The 17,631-nt window shown below is 67.2% G+C and carries 13 protein-coding genes; 10 read left to right on the top strand and 3 right to left on the bottom strand.

Annotated features, from left to right (window positions below):
• Positions 1–87: 87 nt before the first annotated feature.
• Positions 88–2,364 (top strand): MMPL family transporter, encoded by a 2,277-nt coding sequence (locus ITX31_RS14700; RefSeq protein WP_194784121.1) that lies wholly within the window; start codon positions 88–90, stop codon positions 2,362–2,364.
• A gap of 10 nt (positions 2,365–2,374) precedes the next feature.
• The gene (locus ITX31_RS14695; RefSeq protein WP_194784120.1) at positions 2,375–2,716 is read left to right on the top strand and encodes a chorismate mutase; all 342 of its coding nucleotides are present in this window, start codon (positions 2,375–2,377) and stop codon (positions 2,714–2,716) included.
• A gap of 20 nt (positions 2,717–2,736) precedes the next feature.
• Here the strand turns inward: ITX31_RS14695 and ITX31_RS14690 are convergent, their stop codons facing one another.
• Entirely contained in the window at positions 2,737–4,038 is a 1,302-nt protein-coding gene (locus ITX31_RS14690) for a CoA transferase (protein ID WP_194784119.1), read from the bottom strand.
• Between the two features lie 107 nt (positions 4,039–4,145).
• On the opposite strand from ITX31_RS14690, the gene ITX31_RS16115 reads away from it, so the two are divergent.
• The 8 genes from ITX31_RS16115 (at position 4,146) to pdxS (ending at position 14,788) form a co-directional block, all read left to right on the top strand.
• A complete protein-coding gene (locus ITX31_RS16115) occupies positions 4,146–4,736 on the top strand; it encodes a DUF2087 domain-containing protein (RefSeq protein ID WP_194784118.1) in 591 nt (196 codons plus the stop codon).
• A 188-nt stretch (positions 4,737–4,924) separates the two neighbouring features.
• Positions 4,925–6,496 carry an MDR family MFS transporter gene (locus tag ITX31_RS14680; protein WP_194784117.1) on the top strand — a complete coding sequence of 524 codons (1,572 nt, stop codon included), beginning with the start codon at positions 4,925–4,927 and terminating at the stop codon, positions 6,494–6,496.
• A 105-nt stretch (positions 6,497–6,601) separates the two neighbouring features.
• Positions 6,602–6,913: a DUF6504 family protein gene (locus ITX31_RS14675; protein WP_194784116.1), complete on the top strand. Its 312-nt coding sequence runs from the start codon at positions 6,602–6,604 to the stop codon at positions 6,911–6,913.
• A gap of 24 nt (positions 6,914–6,937) precedes the next feature.
• Entirely contained in the window at positions 6,938–10,420 is a 3,483-nt protein-coding gene (locus tag ITX31_RS14670; protein WP_194784115.1) for a DNA polymerase III subunit alpha, read from the top strand.
• 77 nt (positions 10,421–10,497) lie between these two features.
• On the top strand, positions 10,498–12,510 hold the full coding sequence (thrS, locus tag ITX31_RS14665) for a threonine--tRNA ligase (protein ID WP_194784114.1): 2,013 nt from the start codon (positions 10,498–10,500) through the stop codon (positions 12,508–12,510).
• Between the two features lie 18 nt (positions 12,511–12,528).
• Entirely contained in the window at positions 12,529–13,152 is a 624-nt protein-coding gene (locus ITX31_RS14660) for an HIT family protein (RefSeq protein WP_194784113.1), read from the top strand.
• Between the two features lie 3 nt (positions 13,153–13,155).
• A complete protein-coding gene (gene pgsA, locus ITX31_RS14655; RefSeq protein ID WP_194784112.1) occupies positions 13,156–13,806 on the top strand; it encodes a phosphatidylinositol phosphate synthase in 651 nt (216 codons plus the stop codon).
• A gap of 70 nt (positions 13,807–13,876) precedes the next feature.
• Positions 13,877–14,788 (top strand): pyridoxal 5'-phosphate synthase lyase subunit PdxS, encoded by a 912-nt coding sequence (gene pdxS, locus ITX31_RS14650; protein ID WP_194784111.1) that lies wholly within the window; start codon positions 13,877–13,879, stop codon positions 14,786–14,788.
• A 62-nt stretch (positions 14,789–14,850) separates the two neighbouring features.
• Here the strand turns inward: pdxS and ITX31_RS14645 are convergent, their stop codons facing one another.
• Together ITX31_RS14645 and ITX31_RS14640 are read right to left on the bottom strand one after the other, a co-directional pair.
• Positions 14,851–15,564: a GNAT family N-acetyltransferase gene (locus ITX31_RS14645; protein ID WP_194784110.1), complete on the bottom strand. Its 714-nt coding sequence runs from the start codon at positions 15,562–15,564 to the stop codon at positions 14,851–14,853.
• Positions 15,565–15,569: 5 nt separating this feature from the next.
• Positions 15,570–17,594 (bottom strand): M3 family metallopeptidase, encoded by a 2,025-nt coding sequence (locus ITX31_RS14640; protein WP_194784109.1) that lies wholly within the window; start codon positions 17,592–17,594, stop codon positions 15,570–15,572.
• Positions 17,595–17,631: the final 37 nt, after the last annotated feature.

The following is a 17,631-nucleotide window of genomic DNA, read 5'->3' as shown; positions in this document are numbered from 1 at the left end:
TGTCATGGAAGGCGCCAGTGCACGTTCAGGGGCGGGGCGGCGTCCGACGGCGGTCCCCCGCGCTATCGCGAGAATGCGACGAGGCCCATGAGCACAGCGATTCCTCCCGGTTCCGGCCAGTCCGGGCACCCCGGACCTTCCGCAGGGGCAACCGCTGCTCCTCCGGGCAGCGACGGCCCGCCGGGGGACCAGGGGACGGGCACCGGACCGCCGGCCTGGCTGCGGATCCTGATCCCGGTGCTGCTGATCGTCATTTGGTTCGGCCTTGGCGGCGTAGGCGGGCCGTACTTCGGCAAGATCAGCGAAGTCCAGCAGAATGACCAGGCTTCCTACCTTCCCGCCAGTTCCGAGTCCACGAAGGTCAGCGAGCTGCAGCCGCAGTTTACGGACAGTGAGGCGATTCCCGCCGTCGTGCTCTACGTGAACGATTCCGGGCTGACGGAGGCCGACCGCACGTTCATCCAGGACCGCGGGAACGCACTTGCGGCCGCCCCGGGGGTCAGCGGCGCAGTGTCCCCGGCGCAGTATTCGCAGGACGGCAAAGCGGCAGAGGTTTTTGTTCCCGTCACGGATGACGACGCCGCTGCGGACAACGTGGTGAACCTCGGCACCGTGGCAAAGGACGGGCTGCCGGCGGGACTGGACGCGTACGTCACCGGACCGGCCGGACAGCTCGCGGACATCTCCCAGGCGTTCGGCGGGATCGACGGCACCCTCCTGATCGTCGCAGTTGTTGCGGTGCTGGTGATCCTGGTGGTTGTGTACCGCTCACCGCTGCTGCCGGTCCTGGTGCTCCTGACCTCCATCCTGGCGCTCTCGGCCGCGATCCTGGCCGTGTACTGGCTGGCCAGGGCCGGCACGGTCAGCCTGAACGGGCAGGTGCAGGGAATCCTGTTCATCCTGGGCATCGGCGCCGCCACGGATTACTCCCTGCTTTATGTCTCCCGCTACCGGGAGGCCCTGAGGGACCACGCGGACCGCTGGGGTGCCACCCGGGCCGCGGTGCGGGGCACCATCGAACCGGTGACCGCAGCAGCCGGCACAGTGGTGGCCGGGCTGCTGTGCCTGCTGCTCAGCGACCTGAATTCGAATAAGGCGCTGGCGCCCGTGGCTTCACTGGGAATCGTTTGCTCTTACCTGGCCGCCATGACGCTGCTGCCGTCACTGCTGTTCGTATGTGGCCGGGCCGCGTTCTGGCCGCGCCGCCCGGCGTTCGGCTCACCGCACCCGGACCGCGACCACCAGGCCCGCGGTTTCTGGCCCGGGGTTGCCCGCACCGTGCGCAACCATTCCCGGCGCACCTGGCTGATTTGCGCCGTCGTGCTGGCGGCCGCAGCGGTGGCAGTGGTGGACTTCCGCGCCTCCGGCGTGCCGCAGAGCGACTTTGTCCTGGGCCAGACCGAAGCCAAGGAAGGCCAGGCGGCGCTCGGGGAGCATTTCCCCTCGGGATCCGGCAGCCCGGTGCTGATCGTGGTCCCCGAAGCGCAGCTGCAGTCCGTGGCGGACACCGTGCTGGGGACGGCAGGATTTTCGGACGTCACGGTGGTGGCCCAGGGCACCCCGGCCGGAACCCTGCCCGTCACGGAGGCCGGCGTGCAGGTCCCGCCGATTCCCGGATCCGCAAACGCAGCTCCCACGACGGTGGACGGTCAGGTGCTGCTGCAGGCCACCCTCACGGAGAACGCGGACTCGGCCGCGGCGGAGGACACGGTCCGGGAAGTGCGCCGGAGCCTGGCAGGACAGCAGGACGTGCTGGTGGGCGGTACCACGGCCACGACCGTGGACACCAACGACGCCGCGGAACACGACCGCAACCTCATCATTCCGGTGGTGCTGGTGGTGATCTTCTTCCTGCTGATGCTCCTGCTGCGCGCGGTGCTGGCGCCCTTCCTGCTCATCCTTACCGTCATGCTGTCCTTCGGAGCCACCCTGGGCATCTCCGCGCTGCTGTTCAACTACGCGCTTGACTTCCCCGGCGCGGATCCTGCGGTGCCGCTGTTCGGGTTCGTCTTCCTGGTTGCGCTGGGCGTGGACTACAACATCTTCCTCATGACCCGGGTGCGGGAGGAGAGCCTTGCCCTGGGAACCCGGGACGGGATCATCCGGGGCCTGATGATTACCGGCGGGGTAATCACATCCGCCGGAATCGTGCTGGCTGCGACCTTCGCGGCGCTGGGCGTGATCCCGGTGCTGTTCCTGGCGCAGCTGGCGTTCATCGTGGCTTTCGGCGTGCTGCTGGACACCCTGGTGGTGCGCTCGCTGCTGGTTCCGGCGCTGTCCTACGACATCGGGCCCCGCATCTGGTGGCCCTCGAAACTGGGCCGGGAGGCCCCGCAGAAGGACGCCGCAGCGGCACCCCGGTAAACTTGGGTGCATGGGAGAAACAGCGGAAACAGGCCCGACGACCGAACAGCTTGGGGCCGTACGCACGGCCATTGACGAAATTGACGAAGAAATCGTGGCGCTGATCTGGCGCCGCGAACGCCTGGTCCGGCTGGCCGGGGGACTGAAGGACGACGACGCCCAGGTCCGCGCCCGGGACCGGGTTGAGGAAGTCATCAACCACGTCCGCGAAGCCGCGGAAGCGCAGGAGCAGGACTCCGCCGTGGTGGAAAAAACCTACCGCGCCATGATCGATGCGTTCATCGAATACGAACTGCGCACCCGGCATGAGGACGAGACCCAGGCGCGGCTGGATGCCTTCAGCCGCAGTTAGCCTGCCTCCGCCTGGAGGCGTTACCAGGCCGCGGGAGCTGAACCCAGCGGCGCAGCAGGCAGGTCCCACGCCATCTCGGGAACCGGCCCTTCCGAGCTGAAGGCCAGCGGGGGTGCCAGCCTCTCGCCGGGCCCCCACCAGGTCTGTTCAGCAGCGCGGGGCAGCGAGGGCGGCGCCGGGTCCGGCGGGGACTCCCAGCGGGGAGGCACCGGCCGGCGGGCATCGGCGGCACGCTGGAGTTCCACCGCTGTCCGGGCCAGGGACAGCCGAGCGGCATACACCTCTCCGTCCAGCCGCCGGGTCCACGCCCGCACGGCCGCTGCGGCAGCCAGATACCCGGTGGCATGGTCCAGCGCCTGGACGGGCAGGGGCAGGGGCGCATCCGCGGCGGCCCAGGCCATGCCGGCGTCGGCAATGCCCGACGCCGTCTGCACCAGGGAATCGAAGCCGCGGCGGCCGCGCCACGGTCCGGTCCAGCCCCAGGCATCAAGTGCCACGGTTACGACGCCGGGGCGCAGCTGCTGAAGGCGGTGTTCGTCCAGTCCTAGTCCGGTGAGGGCGCCGGGACGGTAGCCGTGCACCACCAGATCCGCGGCGGAGATGAGCTCACGGACCTTCGCTGCCCCGTCGGTTGTGCCCAGATCCAGCCGGGTACAGCTCTTGCCCACCGTCATCTCCGCCTCCAGGGACGGCTCTTCCCAGTCCGGCGGATCAATGCGCAGTACCCGTGCGCCGAATCCGGCGAGGAAGCGTGTGGCTACCGGCCCTGCGATGACCCGCGTGAGGTCCAGGACCCGGACTCCGTCAAGCGGCCGGAGCGGGGTTCCGGAGGTCTCGGCAGGAGGCTGTGCGGCGCGCCGGATCCAGCCAACGAGGGGCTCGGCGCCGACCGCCTGTCCCTGCGGATGGGATTGCCACTGCTTCACAGTCCGCAGCCGCGCTGCGCAGCCGCCGGCTTCCACCACGGCAGCCTCGAGTTCTCCGCCTTTCCACGCCCGGACCGCCACGGAGGCCGCGTCGAGGGCTGCATCTGCGGGAAGCCCCAGGACGGCGAGCGCGGCGCGGCGGTGGTGCGGGGCGTTGGTGTGCAGCCGGATCCAGCCGTCGGCGCACCGGTAGTCGCGTGAGAGCGGGTCCCACGGCGGCGGAACCTCCCAGCCGGCCGGGCGGAAGGACGAGCCGAACCAGGCGCGGGCGAGGTCCGGGCTGGCGCGGACATGCACGGGCACTCCGGACAGCCGGGAGGTGAGGTCCGCGACTGCACTGCCCGCTGCCGCAACCGATGCTGCTGCGAAGGAACGCACCGGATAGCAGGACTCCATGTTCAGCTCCCCTCCGGTGCGTGTTCCCGTTGCAGTAGGCTACTTCACGTGCCGGAGCCCGGACAGGGCGGAGGCCGCACCAAACCCGGCATGAAAGGGCGCAGCGAGTGGATCATCCCGGAACGGCAGGCAGCTCCCGCTGGAAACCCGTGGCCGCTGCGCTCGCAGATTCCCGCCGGCTGGACCTCTACGCAAGGATCATTACCGCCGCAGGCAAGGGGGAACCGCTCTCCGGGGACGGCCTGGGCCGGGCCGAGGCCAAATCACTGCACGTCCTCCTGAAGGCAGGCCTGGTCCGGACCGGCGAAGACGGCCTGCAGCCGGTGTCCGACGCCTTCTCCCGCCTGCTCGCCGCGGACCGGGGCCCCCGGGACGAATCCCCGATGCGGCACCTGGGGCCGGGCAGCTCGGGCAGCCTGCCGGCCAAGCGGGCAGAACGCCTCGAAGTGCTGCATTACCTGGCCGGGGAAGTCTTTTCCCGGCACGGGGTCCTGGGGACAGGCACCTCGAATCCTGCCGGCAGCCGTGCCCGCCTGACGGAAGCCGAAGTTACCGATCGGCTGGCCGCCCTGACGATGGACCCGGCGATGTTCCGGCGAGCCATGGTGGATGAAGGAATCGTGCGGCGCAGTCCGGACGGCTCAAGCTACTGGCTCGCGGCTCCCCGCCCGGCCGACGGCATCGAATTCGCCGGCTGAGAATCCTTACTGCGTTGCCGCTGCGGACCGTTGACTTGGCCGGACTGCAGGCGTCGAATGGGTGAGTGGGCGCGGCCGGGCATCCTGCCGCGCATTCCGGTGAGTGGGCGCGGCGCTCGGGCCGGCGCTTTTAACGAGGGACATGCTGCCGGCGAACCCGGCCAACTCCAAGGGGAGGCGCAACATCAATGGCCTCAGGCGCGCATGCTGCAGTACCGGTTCCCGCCGGCAGTACGGAGAACCAGGACGACGGCGCGCCACGCGAACGGGCGCTGGTCTTCACCGGCCTGGTGCTCTCCGTCCTGCTCGCGGCACTGGACCAGACGATCGTGGCCACGGCCCTGCCCACCATCGTGGGTGACCTCAACGGCCTGGAGCACCTCTCCTGGGTAGTCACCGCCTACATCCTGGCCGCAACCATCGGGCTGCCCGTCTACGGCAAGCTCGGTGACCTGTTCGGCCGCAAGAACATTTTCATCTTCGCCATTGCCGTGTTCCTGCTGGGATCCGTCCTGTCCGGGCTGTCCCAGAACATGGGCCAGCTGATCGCGTTCCGGGCCCTGCAGGGCGTTGGCGGCGGCGGACTCATGATCGGCGCGCAGGCCATCATCGGTGATCTGGTTTCCCCGCGGGAACGCGGGCGCTACATGGGGCTGATCGGCGCTTCCTTTGGCCTCGCGTCAGTTGGCGGCCCCCTGCTGGGCGGCTGGATCACCGATTCCTGGTCCTGGCGATGGGTGTTCTACATCAACGTGCCCATTGGAGCCGTGGCGCTCGCCGTCGTCATCACCTCCCTCCACCTGCCCAAGGTCACCGGGCGGCGGCCGCGGCTGGACTATGCCGGTGCCGCGCTGCTCGCTGTGGCCTCCACGGCACTGATCCTGGTGACCAGCTGGGGCGGAACCACCTATGACTGGAACAGCCCGCAGATTCTGGGCCTGGCCGCAGTTGCAGTGCTGGCCGGAGCCGTGTTCGTCTGGGCCGAGCGCCGTGCGAGTGAACCGATCCTGCCACTGGGCCTGTTCCGGATGCGGAACTTCCTGATCCCGGTGCTGGCGGGCATCGCCGTCGGAATAGCGATGTTCTCCACCATCTCCTACCTGCCAACGTTCCTGCAGATGGTCAACGGTGCCAGCGCCACCGAGTCGGGGCTGATGATGCTGCCGATGATGGCCGGGCTTCTGCTGACCTCCATCGGCACCGGGCAGCTCATCGCGCACTCCGGGCGGTACAAGATCTATCCCGTGGCCGGGTGTGCCGTGATCATTGCCGGGCTGGTGCTGCTCTCCCGGATCTCCCAGGACACCCCGTACTGGTTTACGGCGATCGGGATGGCAGTGCTCGGCCTGGGCATTGGTGCGCTGCTGCAGAACCTGGTGCTGATTGTGCAGAACAGTGTTCCGCAGCAGAACATGGGCACGGCCATCTCCGCAGCGAACTACTTCCGCCAGATCGGAGCATCGTTCGGGATTGCCGCGTTCGGTTCCATCTTCATCCAGCGGCTGACCGACCAGCTGGCCGGGGCCCCCGCCGGGACCGCGGCGATGCTTCCCGCGGAGGGCATCAATTCGCTCACGCCGGCGGTGCTGCAGGCGCTTCCCGGACCAGTGCAGCAGGCAATCGGCGCGGCGTTCGGAACGGCACTGCCGCCTATCTTCCTGCTCAGCATTCCGCTGGTTGCCGCAGGCGGAGTGCTGTGCCTGTTCATCCGGGAGATTCCACTCTCCACCCAGTCCCGGGTGGAGGCGGCAGCCGAATAGATCCGAACTCACACCAGCTTCCCAGAGGGCACTGTGGGGATTGTCAGAGTGCAGTCGTACACTGGAGATTCGAATATATGTTCGAATCAGGTTTGAGGGGCAGCCATGGGACTTTTCAGTGAAACGGTAGAGGTGGCGTGTTCGCCCGCGGGCATACCGCTGCGTCTTCTCTGGCAGGGAAGGACATACAGGGTCGCAGCCAATCCCGTGCGCTGGTATGAGCGCCGCAGCTGGTGGGACGAAGAAGCCAGGGCGGAACGCGGACACGGCCCCGGACTGGTGGATTCGGAAATCTGGCGGGTCCAGGCCCGCCTGAGCCCGCGGTCGCCGCTGCGCACGCTGGACATTTCCCGGCAGTCTGCCTCCAACACCTGGCGGCTGATCCGAATCCATGACGCCCTGCGGGAAAGCGCCTAGCGCACCTGCCATGAATACCGTGCCATGAGTTTCACCCACCTCCACGCCGCTTCGGCCTTCTCCGCGCACTACGGCACGTCCTGGCCGGAAAAACTGGCCCAGGCTGCCGCAGCGGACGGTGCCGACGCACTCGCCTGCACCGACCGCGACGGGCTGTACGGCACGGTCAAGCACCTGCGTGCCTGCATGGATGCCGGCATAGATCCCATCGTCGGAGTGGACCTTGCCATTCTGGACGGGGACGGCAGGGACGCAGAAGTAACCGGCCGGGCGGTCATCCTGGCCCACGGGCACAACGGGGGAGCTGGCTATCACGCGCTGTGCCGGCTCATCTCCGACGCACATGCCGGAACCTCACCCTCCAGGGGACGGACGGGCCGCCCGGCCGGCGTCACCCTTGACCAGCTTGCCGCCCGGGTACTGGGCAGGGACGGAGAACCCGTACTGACCGTGCTGGTTGGTCCGTATACCGACGTTGGACGTGCCATGCGCAGCCGCAGCTACGCAGTCGCCCGCACCTTGTTCCGGCGCTGGCTCTCGGTCATGCCGCGCGCCGCGCTCGCCGTGGAGGTAGTCACGCACCTCAGCGCGCCGGGAACCAACCTGAGCCTGGCCCACGCCGTGCGGATGCTCCGGCTCTCCGACGAAATGCACATACCTGCCGTACTGACCAACGCCGTGCGCTACGTGGATGAAGACGGCGCCGCCACCGCAGACGTGCTCGACGCCGCCCGCGCCCTGACGTCCATGGCGCAGCTTCAGGACCTGCAGCCCAACGGGCAGGGCTGGCTGAAGACGGGCAGGCAGATGGCAGCGCTCGCAGCGGAGATCAGCGAGGAAGCAGGCTACGGGCGTTCCGGGGCAGCAAAGCTGCTGGCCGAAACGGAGGCGCTCGCCGATGCCTGCCGGATCGACCCGGCTGCGGACATGGGATGGAAGCAGCCGGTGGTCCCGGAGGCCGGGGTCATCGGGATTGACGCTGAACCGGTGCTGGAACTGCGCGGACGCTGCGAAGCCGGGATCGGCAGGCGTTTCGGGCATCTGGGCGGTGCAGCGGAAGCCGCCATGCGCAACCGGCTGGAACATGAGCTGGGGATTATCGAGAGGCTCGGCTTCGCGGCCTACTTCCTGACCGTCGCGGAAGTCTCCACCATGATCCGGAACATGGGAGTCCGGGCGGCGGCACGCGGATCGGGCGCGTCCTCACTGGTGAACTATCTGCTGGGCATCAGCCACGTAAACCCGCTGGCACACGACCTCATCTTTGAACGGTTCCTCTCCCGGGACCGCTCCACGCTGCCGGACATCGACATCGACGTTGAAAGCGCCGAACGGCACAACGTGTACCACCGCATCTTTGAACGCTTCGGCGCCCAGCGGGTCACCCTGATGAGCATGCAGAACGGTTACCGGGCACGCGGAGCGGTGCGCGACGCCGGACTGGCCCTGGGTTTGCCCGAAGAGGAGGTCGGTGCCGTGGCCAAGGCGCTGTGGCGCTTCTCGGCGAGCCACTTCCGTGAAGCGCTCGCCGAGAAACCCGAACTGCGCGGCGTCGCCGAAGCCGTGCAGCAGAACCGGCAGCTCGATCTGCTGGTGGACCTGACCGAACGCCTGGACCGGCTGCCCCGGCATATTTCAATGCATCCGTGCGGGGTGATCCTGGGGGACACCTCGCTGCTGGACCGTACGCCGGTGCAGCCCAGCGGTTTGGGCCTGCCAATGTCCCAGTTCGACAAGCACGACATGGATCCAATGGGCATGCTCAAGCTGGACGTGCTCGGCGTGCGCATGCAGTCCGCCATGGCCTTCGCCCTGAACGAGGTGGTCCGGGTCCATTCCGGCGGAGACGACGTGGCCCGGGCCGGAAAACACGCCCCGGAAACCGAGCCGCGCCCGGAGTGGATTGCCGAAGACGGGCGGATCGACCTGGACGCCGTTCCGCTGGATGACGAACCGACCTTTGAACTGATCCGCAGCACGCATACGCTGGGCTGCTTCCAGATCGAGTCGCCCGGCCAGCGGGAGCTGGTGGGCAAGATGGCGCCGCGGGACTTCAATGACCTGATCATCGACATTTCCCTGTTCCGGCCCGGACCGATGAAATCGGACATGGTGCGGCCGTTCCTGGAGCACCGCCACGGCTGGGCTCCCGCGGTGTACCCGCACGAATCGCTGCGCCCGGTGTTGGCGGAGACCCACGGGGTCACGGTCTTCCACGAACAGGTGCTGCGGACCTTCGATGTCTTCACCGGCTGCGGGCTGGCCAAGGCGGATGAGCTGCGGCGGCTGCTGGGCAACCCCGACGCCGAACTGGGGGTGGAGGATTTCTTCCGGCAGGCGGCGCAAAAGCGCGGCTATGACGCGCAGACCATCAACAACGTCTGGGGAACATTGAAAGCCTTCGGCAGCTTCGGTTTCTGCAAGGCCCACGGCGCTGCCTTCGCCGTGCCGACCTACCAGTCCGCCTGGCTGAAGGCGCACCATCCCGAAGCGTTCCTCGCCGGGATCTTCGAGCATGATCCCGGCATGTACCCCCGCAGGCTGCTGGTGGCAGAAGCCCGCAGGATGGGCATACCCATCCTGCCGCTGGACATCAACCGCAGCGGAGAGCAGTACCGGGTGGAATGGGTTCCGCCCGTTCCGGCGTCACCGGGGCGCAGGGGAAGCCCGGGGAAGTTCGGGATCCGGCTCAGCTTCGCCGGAATTTACGGTCTTTCAGCTGCCGAAGTCCGCCGCATCGCCGCCGGACAGCCGTTCGACTCGCTGGCTGACCTGCGTGCCAGGGCCAGGCTCTCCCGGCCCTCGGTTCAGCGGCTGGCCCAGCTGGGCGCCTTCGATTCACTGTCCCGCGAAAGCGGTTCGCGCGGCAGCCGTGCGGACCTGCTGCAGCACCTGGCCGAAACGTCCGGAAAACCCGGATCCCGTAAATACGATCCGATTCCCGGCCAGCTGGCGCTTCCGCTGGGGGACACCGAGCTGGCCAACCTCGTGCCGCAGCTGCCGGAGCCCACGCTGCCGGAGCGGGTCCGCACCGAACTGGACCTGCTCGCCGTCGACGTCAGCGCGCACCTGGTGGACAGCTACGAACCGCTCCTCGCTGCCCTGGGCGTGACCAAGGCCGAGTCCCTGCTGGGGCTGCGCAACGGGTCGGAAGTCCTGGTAGCCGGCATCCGGGTGGCCACCCAGACCCCGCCGATGCGCGGAGGCCGCCGGGTGGTCTTCATCAGCCTGGACGACGGCACCGGCTGCGTGGACTGCACCTTCTTCACTGAGGCACAGGAGAAAACCGGTCCGCTGCTCTTCGGCACCGAGCTGATGCTGATCCGCGGACTGACCCGGCGCACCGGACCGCGGGGCATGAGCCTGCAGGCGCTCCAGGCCTGGGACCTGGCAGACACCGCGTCCCTGCCGCTGCCGCAGGCGGCGGGAAACGCCGCCGGACACGGCTCCGGAAAGAGGGCAGTCCGGCCGCGCGGCCGGTTGGTCGGGCTGAAGAACAGCGGATAACATCGTAAGGGCGCGCACCATAGCTGCATGGGCAAACCTGTGCTCAAGCGCCAGTACAAACGAATCAAGGAGACAACGTGTCAGTGCCGGAACAGTTCACCCTCATCGTCGACGGCGAAGAGACCACGGTGGATACTGGCACCACCGGTGCTCAGCTCTTTTTTGAGCGCCGCGAAGTCGTGGTCATGCGTGTCGACGGAGTCCTGAAGGACCTCGACACCCCGCTGGCTCCGGGGCAGGGCATCGAAGCGGTAACCGTCGATTCAGAAGACGGCCTCAACGTCCTGCGCCACTCCACCGCCCACGTGATGGCCCAGGCCGTGCAGCAGCTGCGCCCCGACGCCAAGCTGGGCATCGGCCCGTACATCAAGGACGGTTTTTACTTCGACTTCGACGTCGCCGAGCCCTTCACGCCGGAGGACCTGAAGACCCTCGAGAAGATGATGCAGAAGATCGTCAACTCGAACCAGAAGTTTGTGCGCCGGGTGGTCACCGAGGAAGAGGCCCGCGAAGCGATGGCCAACGAGCCGTACAAGCTCGAACTGCTCGGCAAGAAGGACGGCGCCGAGGAGGCCGGCGAAGGCGCGAACATTGAGGTTGGTGCCGGGGAAATCACCATCTACGACAACGTAGACCGCAAGTCCGGGGATACCGTTTGGTGCGACCTGTGCCGCGGCCCGCACCTGCCCAACACCAAGCTGATCTCCAACGCCTTCGCGCTCACCCGCTCCGCCGCCGCCTACTGGCTGGGCAACCAGGCAAACCAGCAGCTGCAGCGCATCTACGGCACGGCCTGGCCCACCAAGGATGACCTGAAGGCCTACCAGGAACGCCTGGCCGAGGCGGAGCGCCGCGACCACCGCAAGCTCGGCACCGAACTGGACCTGTTCTCCTTCCCGGATGAGCTCGGTTCCGGCCTGCCGGTGTTCCACCCCAAGGGCGGCATCATCCGCAAGGCCATGGAGGACTACTCACGCCAGCGCCACACCGAGGCCGGCTATGAGTTCGTCTATACCCCGCACATCACCAAGGGCCACCTGTATGAGGTTTCCGGCCATCTGGACTGGTACCGGGACGGCATGTTCCCTCCCATGCACGTTGACGAAGTCACCGACCCGGAGACCGGAGAGGTCACCAAGCCCGGCCAGGACTACTACCTGAAGCCGATGAACTGCCCCATGCACAACCTGGTCTTCCGCTCCCGCGGACGCTCCTACCGGGAACTGCCGCTGCGGCTTTTCGAATTCGGTTCGGTGTACCGCTACGAGAAGTCCGGCGTCATCCACGGCCTGACGCGCGTGCGCGGCATGACCCAGGACGACGCCCACATCTACTGCACCCGCGAGCAGATGAAGGACGAGCTGACCAAGACCCTGAACTTCGTGCTGGACCTGCTCAAGGACTACGGCCTGGACGACTTCTACCTGGAGCTCTCCACCAAGGACCCGGAGAAGTACGTCGGCTCCGACGAGGTCTGGGAAGAGGCCACCCGCACCCTGGCCGAGGTCGCCGAAGCCTCCGGCCTGGACCTGGTCCCGGATCCCGGGGGAGCAGCCTTCTACGGCCCGAAGATCTCCGTGCAGGCCCGCGACGCCATTGGCCGCACCTGGCAGATGTCCACCATCCAGCTGGACTTCAACCTGCCCGAGCGCTTCGAACTCGAATACCAGGCAGCGGACGGCACCCGCCAGCGCCCGGTCATGATCCACCGCGCCCTGTTCGGCTCGGTTGAGCGGTTCATGGCCGTGCTGACCGAGCACTATGCCGGCGCGTTCCCGGCCTGGCTGGCTCCGGTCCAGGTAGTGGGCATCCCCGTTGCCGAGGCATTCAACGACTACATGTACGACGTCGTGGACAAGCTCAAGGCCGCAGGCATCCGCGCCGAGGTAGACGCCGGAACGGACCGCTTCCCGAAGAAGATCCGCACCGCCTCGAAGGAGAAGGTTCCCTTCGTCCTGATCGCCGGCGGTGAGGACGCCGAAGCCGGCGCAGTCTCCTTCCGCTTCCGCGACGGCAGCCAGGACAACGGCGTGCCGGTGGAGGAAGCCGTGAAGCGGATCGTCGAAGCGGTCCGGAACCGGGACAAGTAGCGGAACGGGGGAGTCCAGATGGAAAGCCAGGAACAGTACCCGCACGACGGCGATGTGACGGACAACTTCGAACTCGCCGGAGTGCCGGACGCCTTCCAGCGCCTCTGGACTCCCCACCGTCTTGCCTACATCAAGGGCGGGCAGGACCAGGTCTCTTCCAAGGACAACTGCCCGTTCTGCACCGCGCCGTCCCACACGGATGAGGAGGCGCTGATAGTCCACCGCGGCAGGCACGCCTTCGTGATCCTGAACCTGTTCCCGTACAACGCCGGACACCTGCTGGTGTGCCCCTACCGGCACGTACCGGACTACACCGACGTCGATGCAGATGAAACGGCGGAAATCGCCGCCCTGACCCAGACCGCCATGCGCGTGCTGCGGAAGGTTTCAGCGCCTGCCGGCTTCAACCTGGGAATGAACCAGGGAGCCGCGGGCGGTGCCGGCATTGCCGCGCACCTGCACCAGCACATTGTGCCGCGCTGGAGCGGCGACGGAAACTTCCTGCCCATCATTGCCCACACCAAGGCCATCACGCAGACCCTGGGCGAAGTGCGGCAGCTTGTTGCCGATGCCTGGCCTGCCTCTGCCGGCGAAACTTCTTCCGGCGGCCCGTCCGCTGCCGCCGGAAACGACGAGGCTTAGAACGTGCTGAACAAATATGCCCGCGGTTTCTTTACCGCACTGTTTACCCCCCTTGCCTCCTGGCTGATCCGGCGCCGGGTCTCACCGGATGCCGTCACGGTTATTGGAACCCTCGGCGTGATGGTCGGCGGCCTGGTGTTCTATCCGCTGGGCCAGCTCTTCTGGGGCACAATCTTCATTGTGCTCTTTGTGTTCTCCGACGTCGTTGACGGGATCATGGCACGCCAGCAGGAGCGCAAGGGCAAATGGGGCGCCTTCCTTGACTCCACGCTGGACCGGTTTGCCGACGGCGCCCTGTTCGCCGGGGTAAGCATCTGGTTCTTTACCGGCGGCGGCAACGACGCGATTGGCGTCGCAGCCGTCATCTGCCTGGTCCTGGGCATGCTGGTCTCCTACATCCGGGCCAAGGCCGAGTCGCTCGGCTTTGACGCCAATGTGGGGCTGGCCGAACGGGCCGAGCGCCTGGTCTTCCTCCTCACCGCCACCGGCCTGGTGGGCCTCGGGGTCCCCGACGCTGTGCTGCTGGTGGTCCTGGCGGCACTGTGCCTGGCCAGCTGCGTCACCATCGCCCAGCGCATGGGCACGGTGCGCCGGCAGTCCGCAGCCGGCGTTGTCAGCGGTGACCTTGACCAGGACATGGGTAAAGATACGTAGCGAAGGCACCCTGAAAGCGGTACGCGGGCTTATTATTGGCTTTCCGGCCGTACTACCAGAGAGCTTTGTCATGCCTACAGAAACACCGTCCCAGCCGTCCGCCTCAACCGGCGGCAGCCGCGTCAAGCGCGGCATGGCTGAGATGCTCAAGGGCGGCGTCATCATGGACGTCGTCACTGCCGAACAGGCCCGGATTGCCGAAGATGCCGGCGCCGTCGCCGTAATGGCCCTGGAACGGGTCCCGGCAGACATCCGCGCGCAGGGCGGTGTCTCCCGAATGAGCGATCCGGACATGATCGACAGCATCATCGAGGCCGTCTCCATCCCGGTCATGGCCAAGGCACGCATCGGCCACTTCGTCGAAGCGCAGGTGCTGCAGTCCCTGGGCGTGGACTACATCGACGAGTCCGAGGTCCTGACCCCCGCCGACTACGCCAACCACATCGACAAGTGGAAGTTCACCGTTCCCTTCGTCTGCGGTGCCACGAACCTGGGCGAAGCGCTCCGCCGCATCAACGAGGGCGCGGCCATGATCCGGTCCAAGGGTGAAGCGGGAACCGGTGACGTGTCCAACGCCACCATGCACATGCGCCAGATCCGCACCGAGATTGCGCGGCTTTCCTCGCTTCCCGAAGACGAGCTCTACGTCGCTGCGAAGGAACTGCAGGCGCCGTACGAGCTGGTCAAGGAAGTTGCTTCCGCGGGCAAGCTTCCCGTTGTCCTGTTCACTGCCGGCGGCATTGCCACCCCGGCTGATGCCGCGATGATGATGCAGCTCGGCGCCGACGGCGTGTTCGTCGGATCCGGCATCTTCAAGTCGGGCAACCCGGCCCAGCGTGCAGCCGCGATCGTCAAGGCCACCACCTTCCACGATGACCCGGATGAGATCGCCAAGGCCTCGCGCGGTCTCGGCGAAGCCATGGTCGGCATCAATGTGGACGAGATCCCGCAGCCGCACCGCCTCGCCGAGCGCGGCTGGTAAGACCCAGCCTTAAAACGCACCGGCACCGGGTAACTCCCGGTGCCGGTGCGTTTTTGTTTTTCCTAGCCGAGGGCCATTGAGTACGTTCGTCCGCGCCCCACCAGCGAGAAGCCCCGGGCCGCACAGAGGTCCTGGCCGGCGGCGGTTGCGTTCACCACCAGATGCTCGGCGCCGGCAGCCTCGGCCGCCGCTGCCGCGGCACTGAGCAGTGCGGTTCCAAAGCCCCGCCGCCGGCTGGACGCGCCCACCGCCAGGGAAAAGATCCCCGCGGTTTTGGAAAGGCCCGCAACGCCGGTGGGATAGAACGCGTAGGTCCGCCCGGTCATACGCGCTGAATCCCGGGCGGCGATATGCCAGGCCTGCCTGGGCTGCGAATCCGCCACCCGCAATTCCTCGGCGTCTGCCCCGGATACCTCCTGCGGCTGGGGTTCAACCGCAGCGCCGTCGGCGGACCAGGCCTGGGGTGCGCGCACGGGCGCGGTCATCCAGCAGGTCTGCGGGCCGCGGCGGAAACCGAAGGTTTCCAGCGGCGTGCTGTCCACTGAACCGCCCAGCCAGGCGGTGACCGAGGAGGCTCCCAGCCGGGACCCCTCGGCCAGCCCGGGCCGGATTCCCGACGGCGAAATCTCCTCCGGGAACATCAGCAGCAATTGGCGGCGTGCCGGCAGCCATACCCACCGCGACTCGTGCGTGCCGAAGGAACGTCCGCCGGTCGACGACGCAAGGGCGGAGAACCAGGTGTGCTGCAGCCGCTGGCACGAGGCAATGGTGGGCATTGTTTTCAGGACAGGCCCCGGCGTTCCAGCAGGGGAGCGAGACGGGCGTCCCGGCCCCGCAGGTCGCGGAAGGACTGCAGCGGATCCCGGGAGTAGCCCTTCGACAGCAGCTTGCCCCGGAACGCATCCCCGTTGGCGCGGTTCAGTCCGCCGTTCTCGGTAAACCACTGCACCGTGTCGGCGTCGAGAACTTCACTCCAGATGTAGGAGTAGTACCCGGCGGAGTAGCCTCCCGGGAAGATGTGTTTGAAGTTGCCGGTGCGGTAGCGCGGCGGAACCAGGGCGGGATCAATCCCCGCGTCCAGGAGCGCTTTCTGCTCAAAGGCTTCCGGGTCGGAAACCGGCTCGTGGCCGGGCGAAAGCACATGCCAGGCCCAGTCCAGCAGCGTGGCACCGAGGTATTCGGTGGTCCGGAAACCTTCGCCCCACAGGGAGGCGGCGCGGATCTTCTCCAGCAGGCCCGCCGGAAGCGGTTCCCCGGTCTGGTAGTGCCGGGCGAAGTTGGCGGCAACCTCATCTGTGAGCATCCACATCTCGTTCACCTGGGACGGGTACTCCACGAAGTCGCGGGGAACAGCCGTTCCGGCAAACCGCGGGAACCCGACGTCGGAGAACAGACCGTGGAGGGCGTGGCCGAATTCGTGGAAGGCGGTGACAACTTCGTCAAAGGTCAGCAGGGCAGGTTCGCCCGCTGCGGGCCTGGAGATGTTCAGGTTGTTGACCACCACCGGCTGGTGGCCCAGCAGCCGGGACTGGGAAACCAGTTCGTTCATCCAGGCGCCGCCGCTCTTGGTGTCCCGGGTGAAGTAGTCGCCCAGGAACAGGCCCAGTCCCGTTCCGTCTTCATTCCGGACTTCCCAGACCCGGACGTCCGGGTGGTAGCCGGTGAGATCCGTTCGCTCCGTGAAGGTGATGCCGTAGAGCCGGTTGGCGGCGAAGAAGACGCCGTCGTGCAGGACCCGTTCGAGTTCGAACCAGGGACGCAGGGCTTCCAGGTCCACGGCGTACTCCTCGCGCCGGACCTGCTCGGAGTAGTACGCCCAGTCCCAGGGCTGGAAGTCCTCGATCCCGTCGCGGGCGGCGGCAGCACGCAGCTTGGTGGCTTCGGCCCCGGCGTTGCGGACCGCAGGCTGGACCAGCTGGGAGAGCATGTCTTCCACTGCTGCAGTGGTGGGCGCCGTCTGGTCCTCCACGGCATAGGCGGCGTGATTTTCGTAGCCCAGCAGCGCGGCCCGCTCAGCGCGCAGCGCGGCCGTTTCGGCTGCAATCTCCAGGGTGGAGTTGGCGTTGCCGCGGAATCCCCGGTGAACGGAGGCTTCAAAGAGCCGCCTCCGGACGTCCCGGTTCTTCAGCTTCGCCAAGGCCGGCTGAGGCGTCGGCAGCACAAGGGTGAGCAGGTACTTTCCCGTGGAACCCGCAGCCTCCGCAGCCGCGGCGGCAGCCGCGACGTCGTCGGGTGAGAGTCCGTCAAGTTCCGCCGCATCGTCCAGCACCAGCGCCGAATCGTTCGTGTCCGCGAGCAGCCGCTGGGAGTAGGTGGTGCCCAGCTCGGAGAGGCGGGTGTTCAGTTCCCGCATCCGTGCCTTGCCGGCGTCGTCGAGCGCTGCACCGGCGCGAATGAACAGGCGGCGGTACTCCGCAAGCACGCGGGCAGACTCTTCCTCCAGACCGTCAGCCGGCACGGCGTTTACCCGCTCGAACAGTGCCGAATCCTGGTAGATGGTGTCCTGGTGGGCTGAAAGCAGGGGACTGACCTGCTGCTCCAGGGCCTGGACCTCCTCCGTTGCATGGGACATCACGGCGTTGGAGAAGACGGATACCGCCCGGGCCAGCGTCTGGCCGGAGCGCTCCAGCGCCGCGATCGTGTTGTCGAAGCCTGCGGGTTCCGGATTGGAGGTGATGGCACGGATCTCCTCCTGCTGTTCCTCCATCCCGGAGCTGAAGGCCGGAAGAAGATCGGCGGTGGTGATGTCCGCGAAATTGGGGAGGCCGTACGGCAGGGTACTTGGTGAAAGTAGGGCGTTGCTCATGGAAACAAACACTTTCACAGCGTTGCCTGCGCAACCA

The organism is Arthrobacter gandavensis, assembly GCF_015355785.1.
Classification (GTDB): Bacteria; Actinomycetota; Actinomycetes; order Actinomycetales; family Micrococcaceae; genus Arthrobacter_B; species Arthrobacter_B gandavensis_A.
This window is presented reverse-complemented; position numbering and strand designations above follow the sequence as displayed.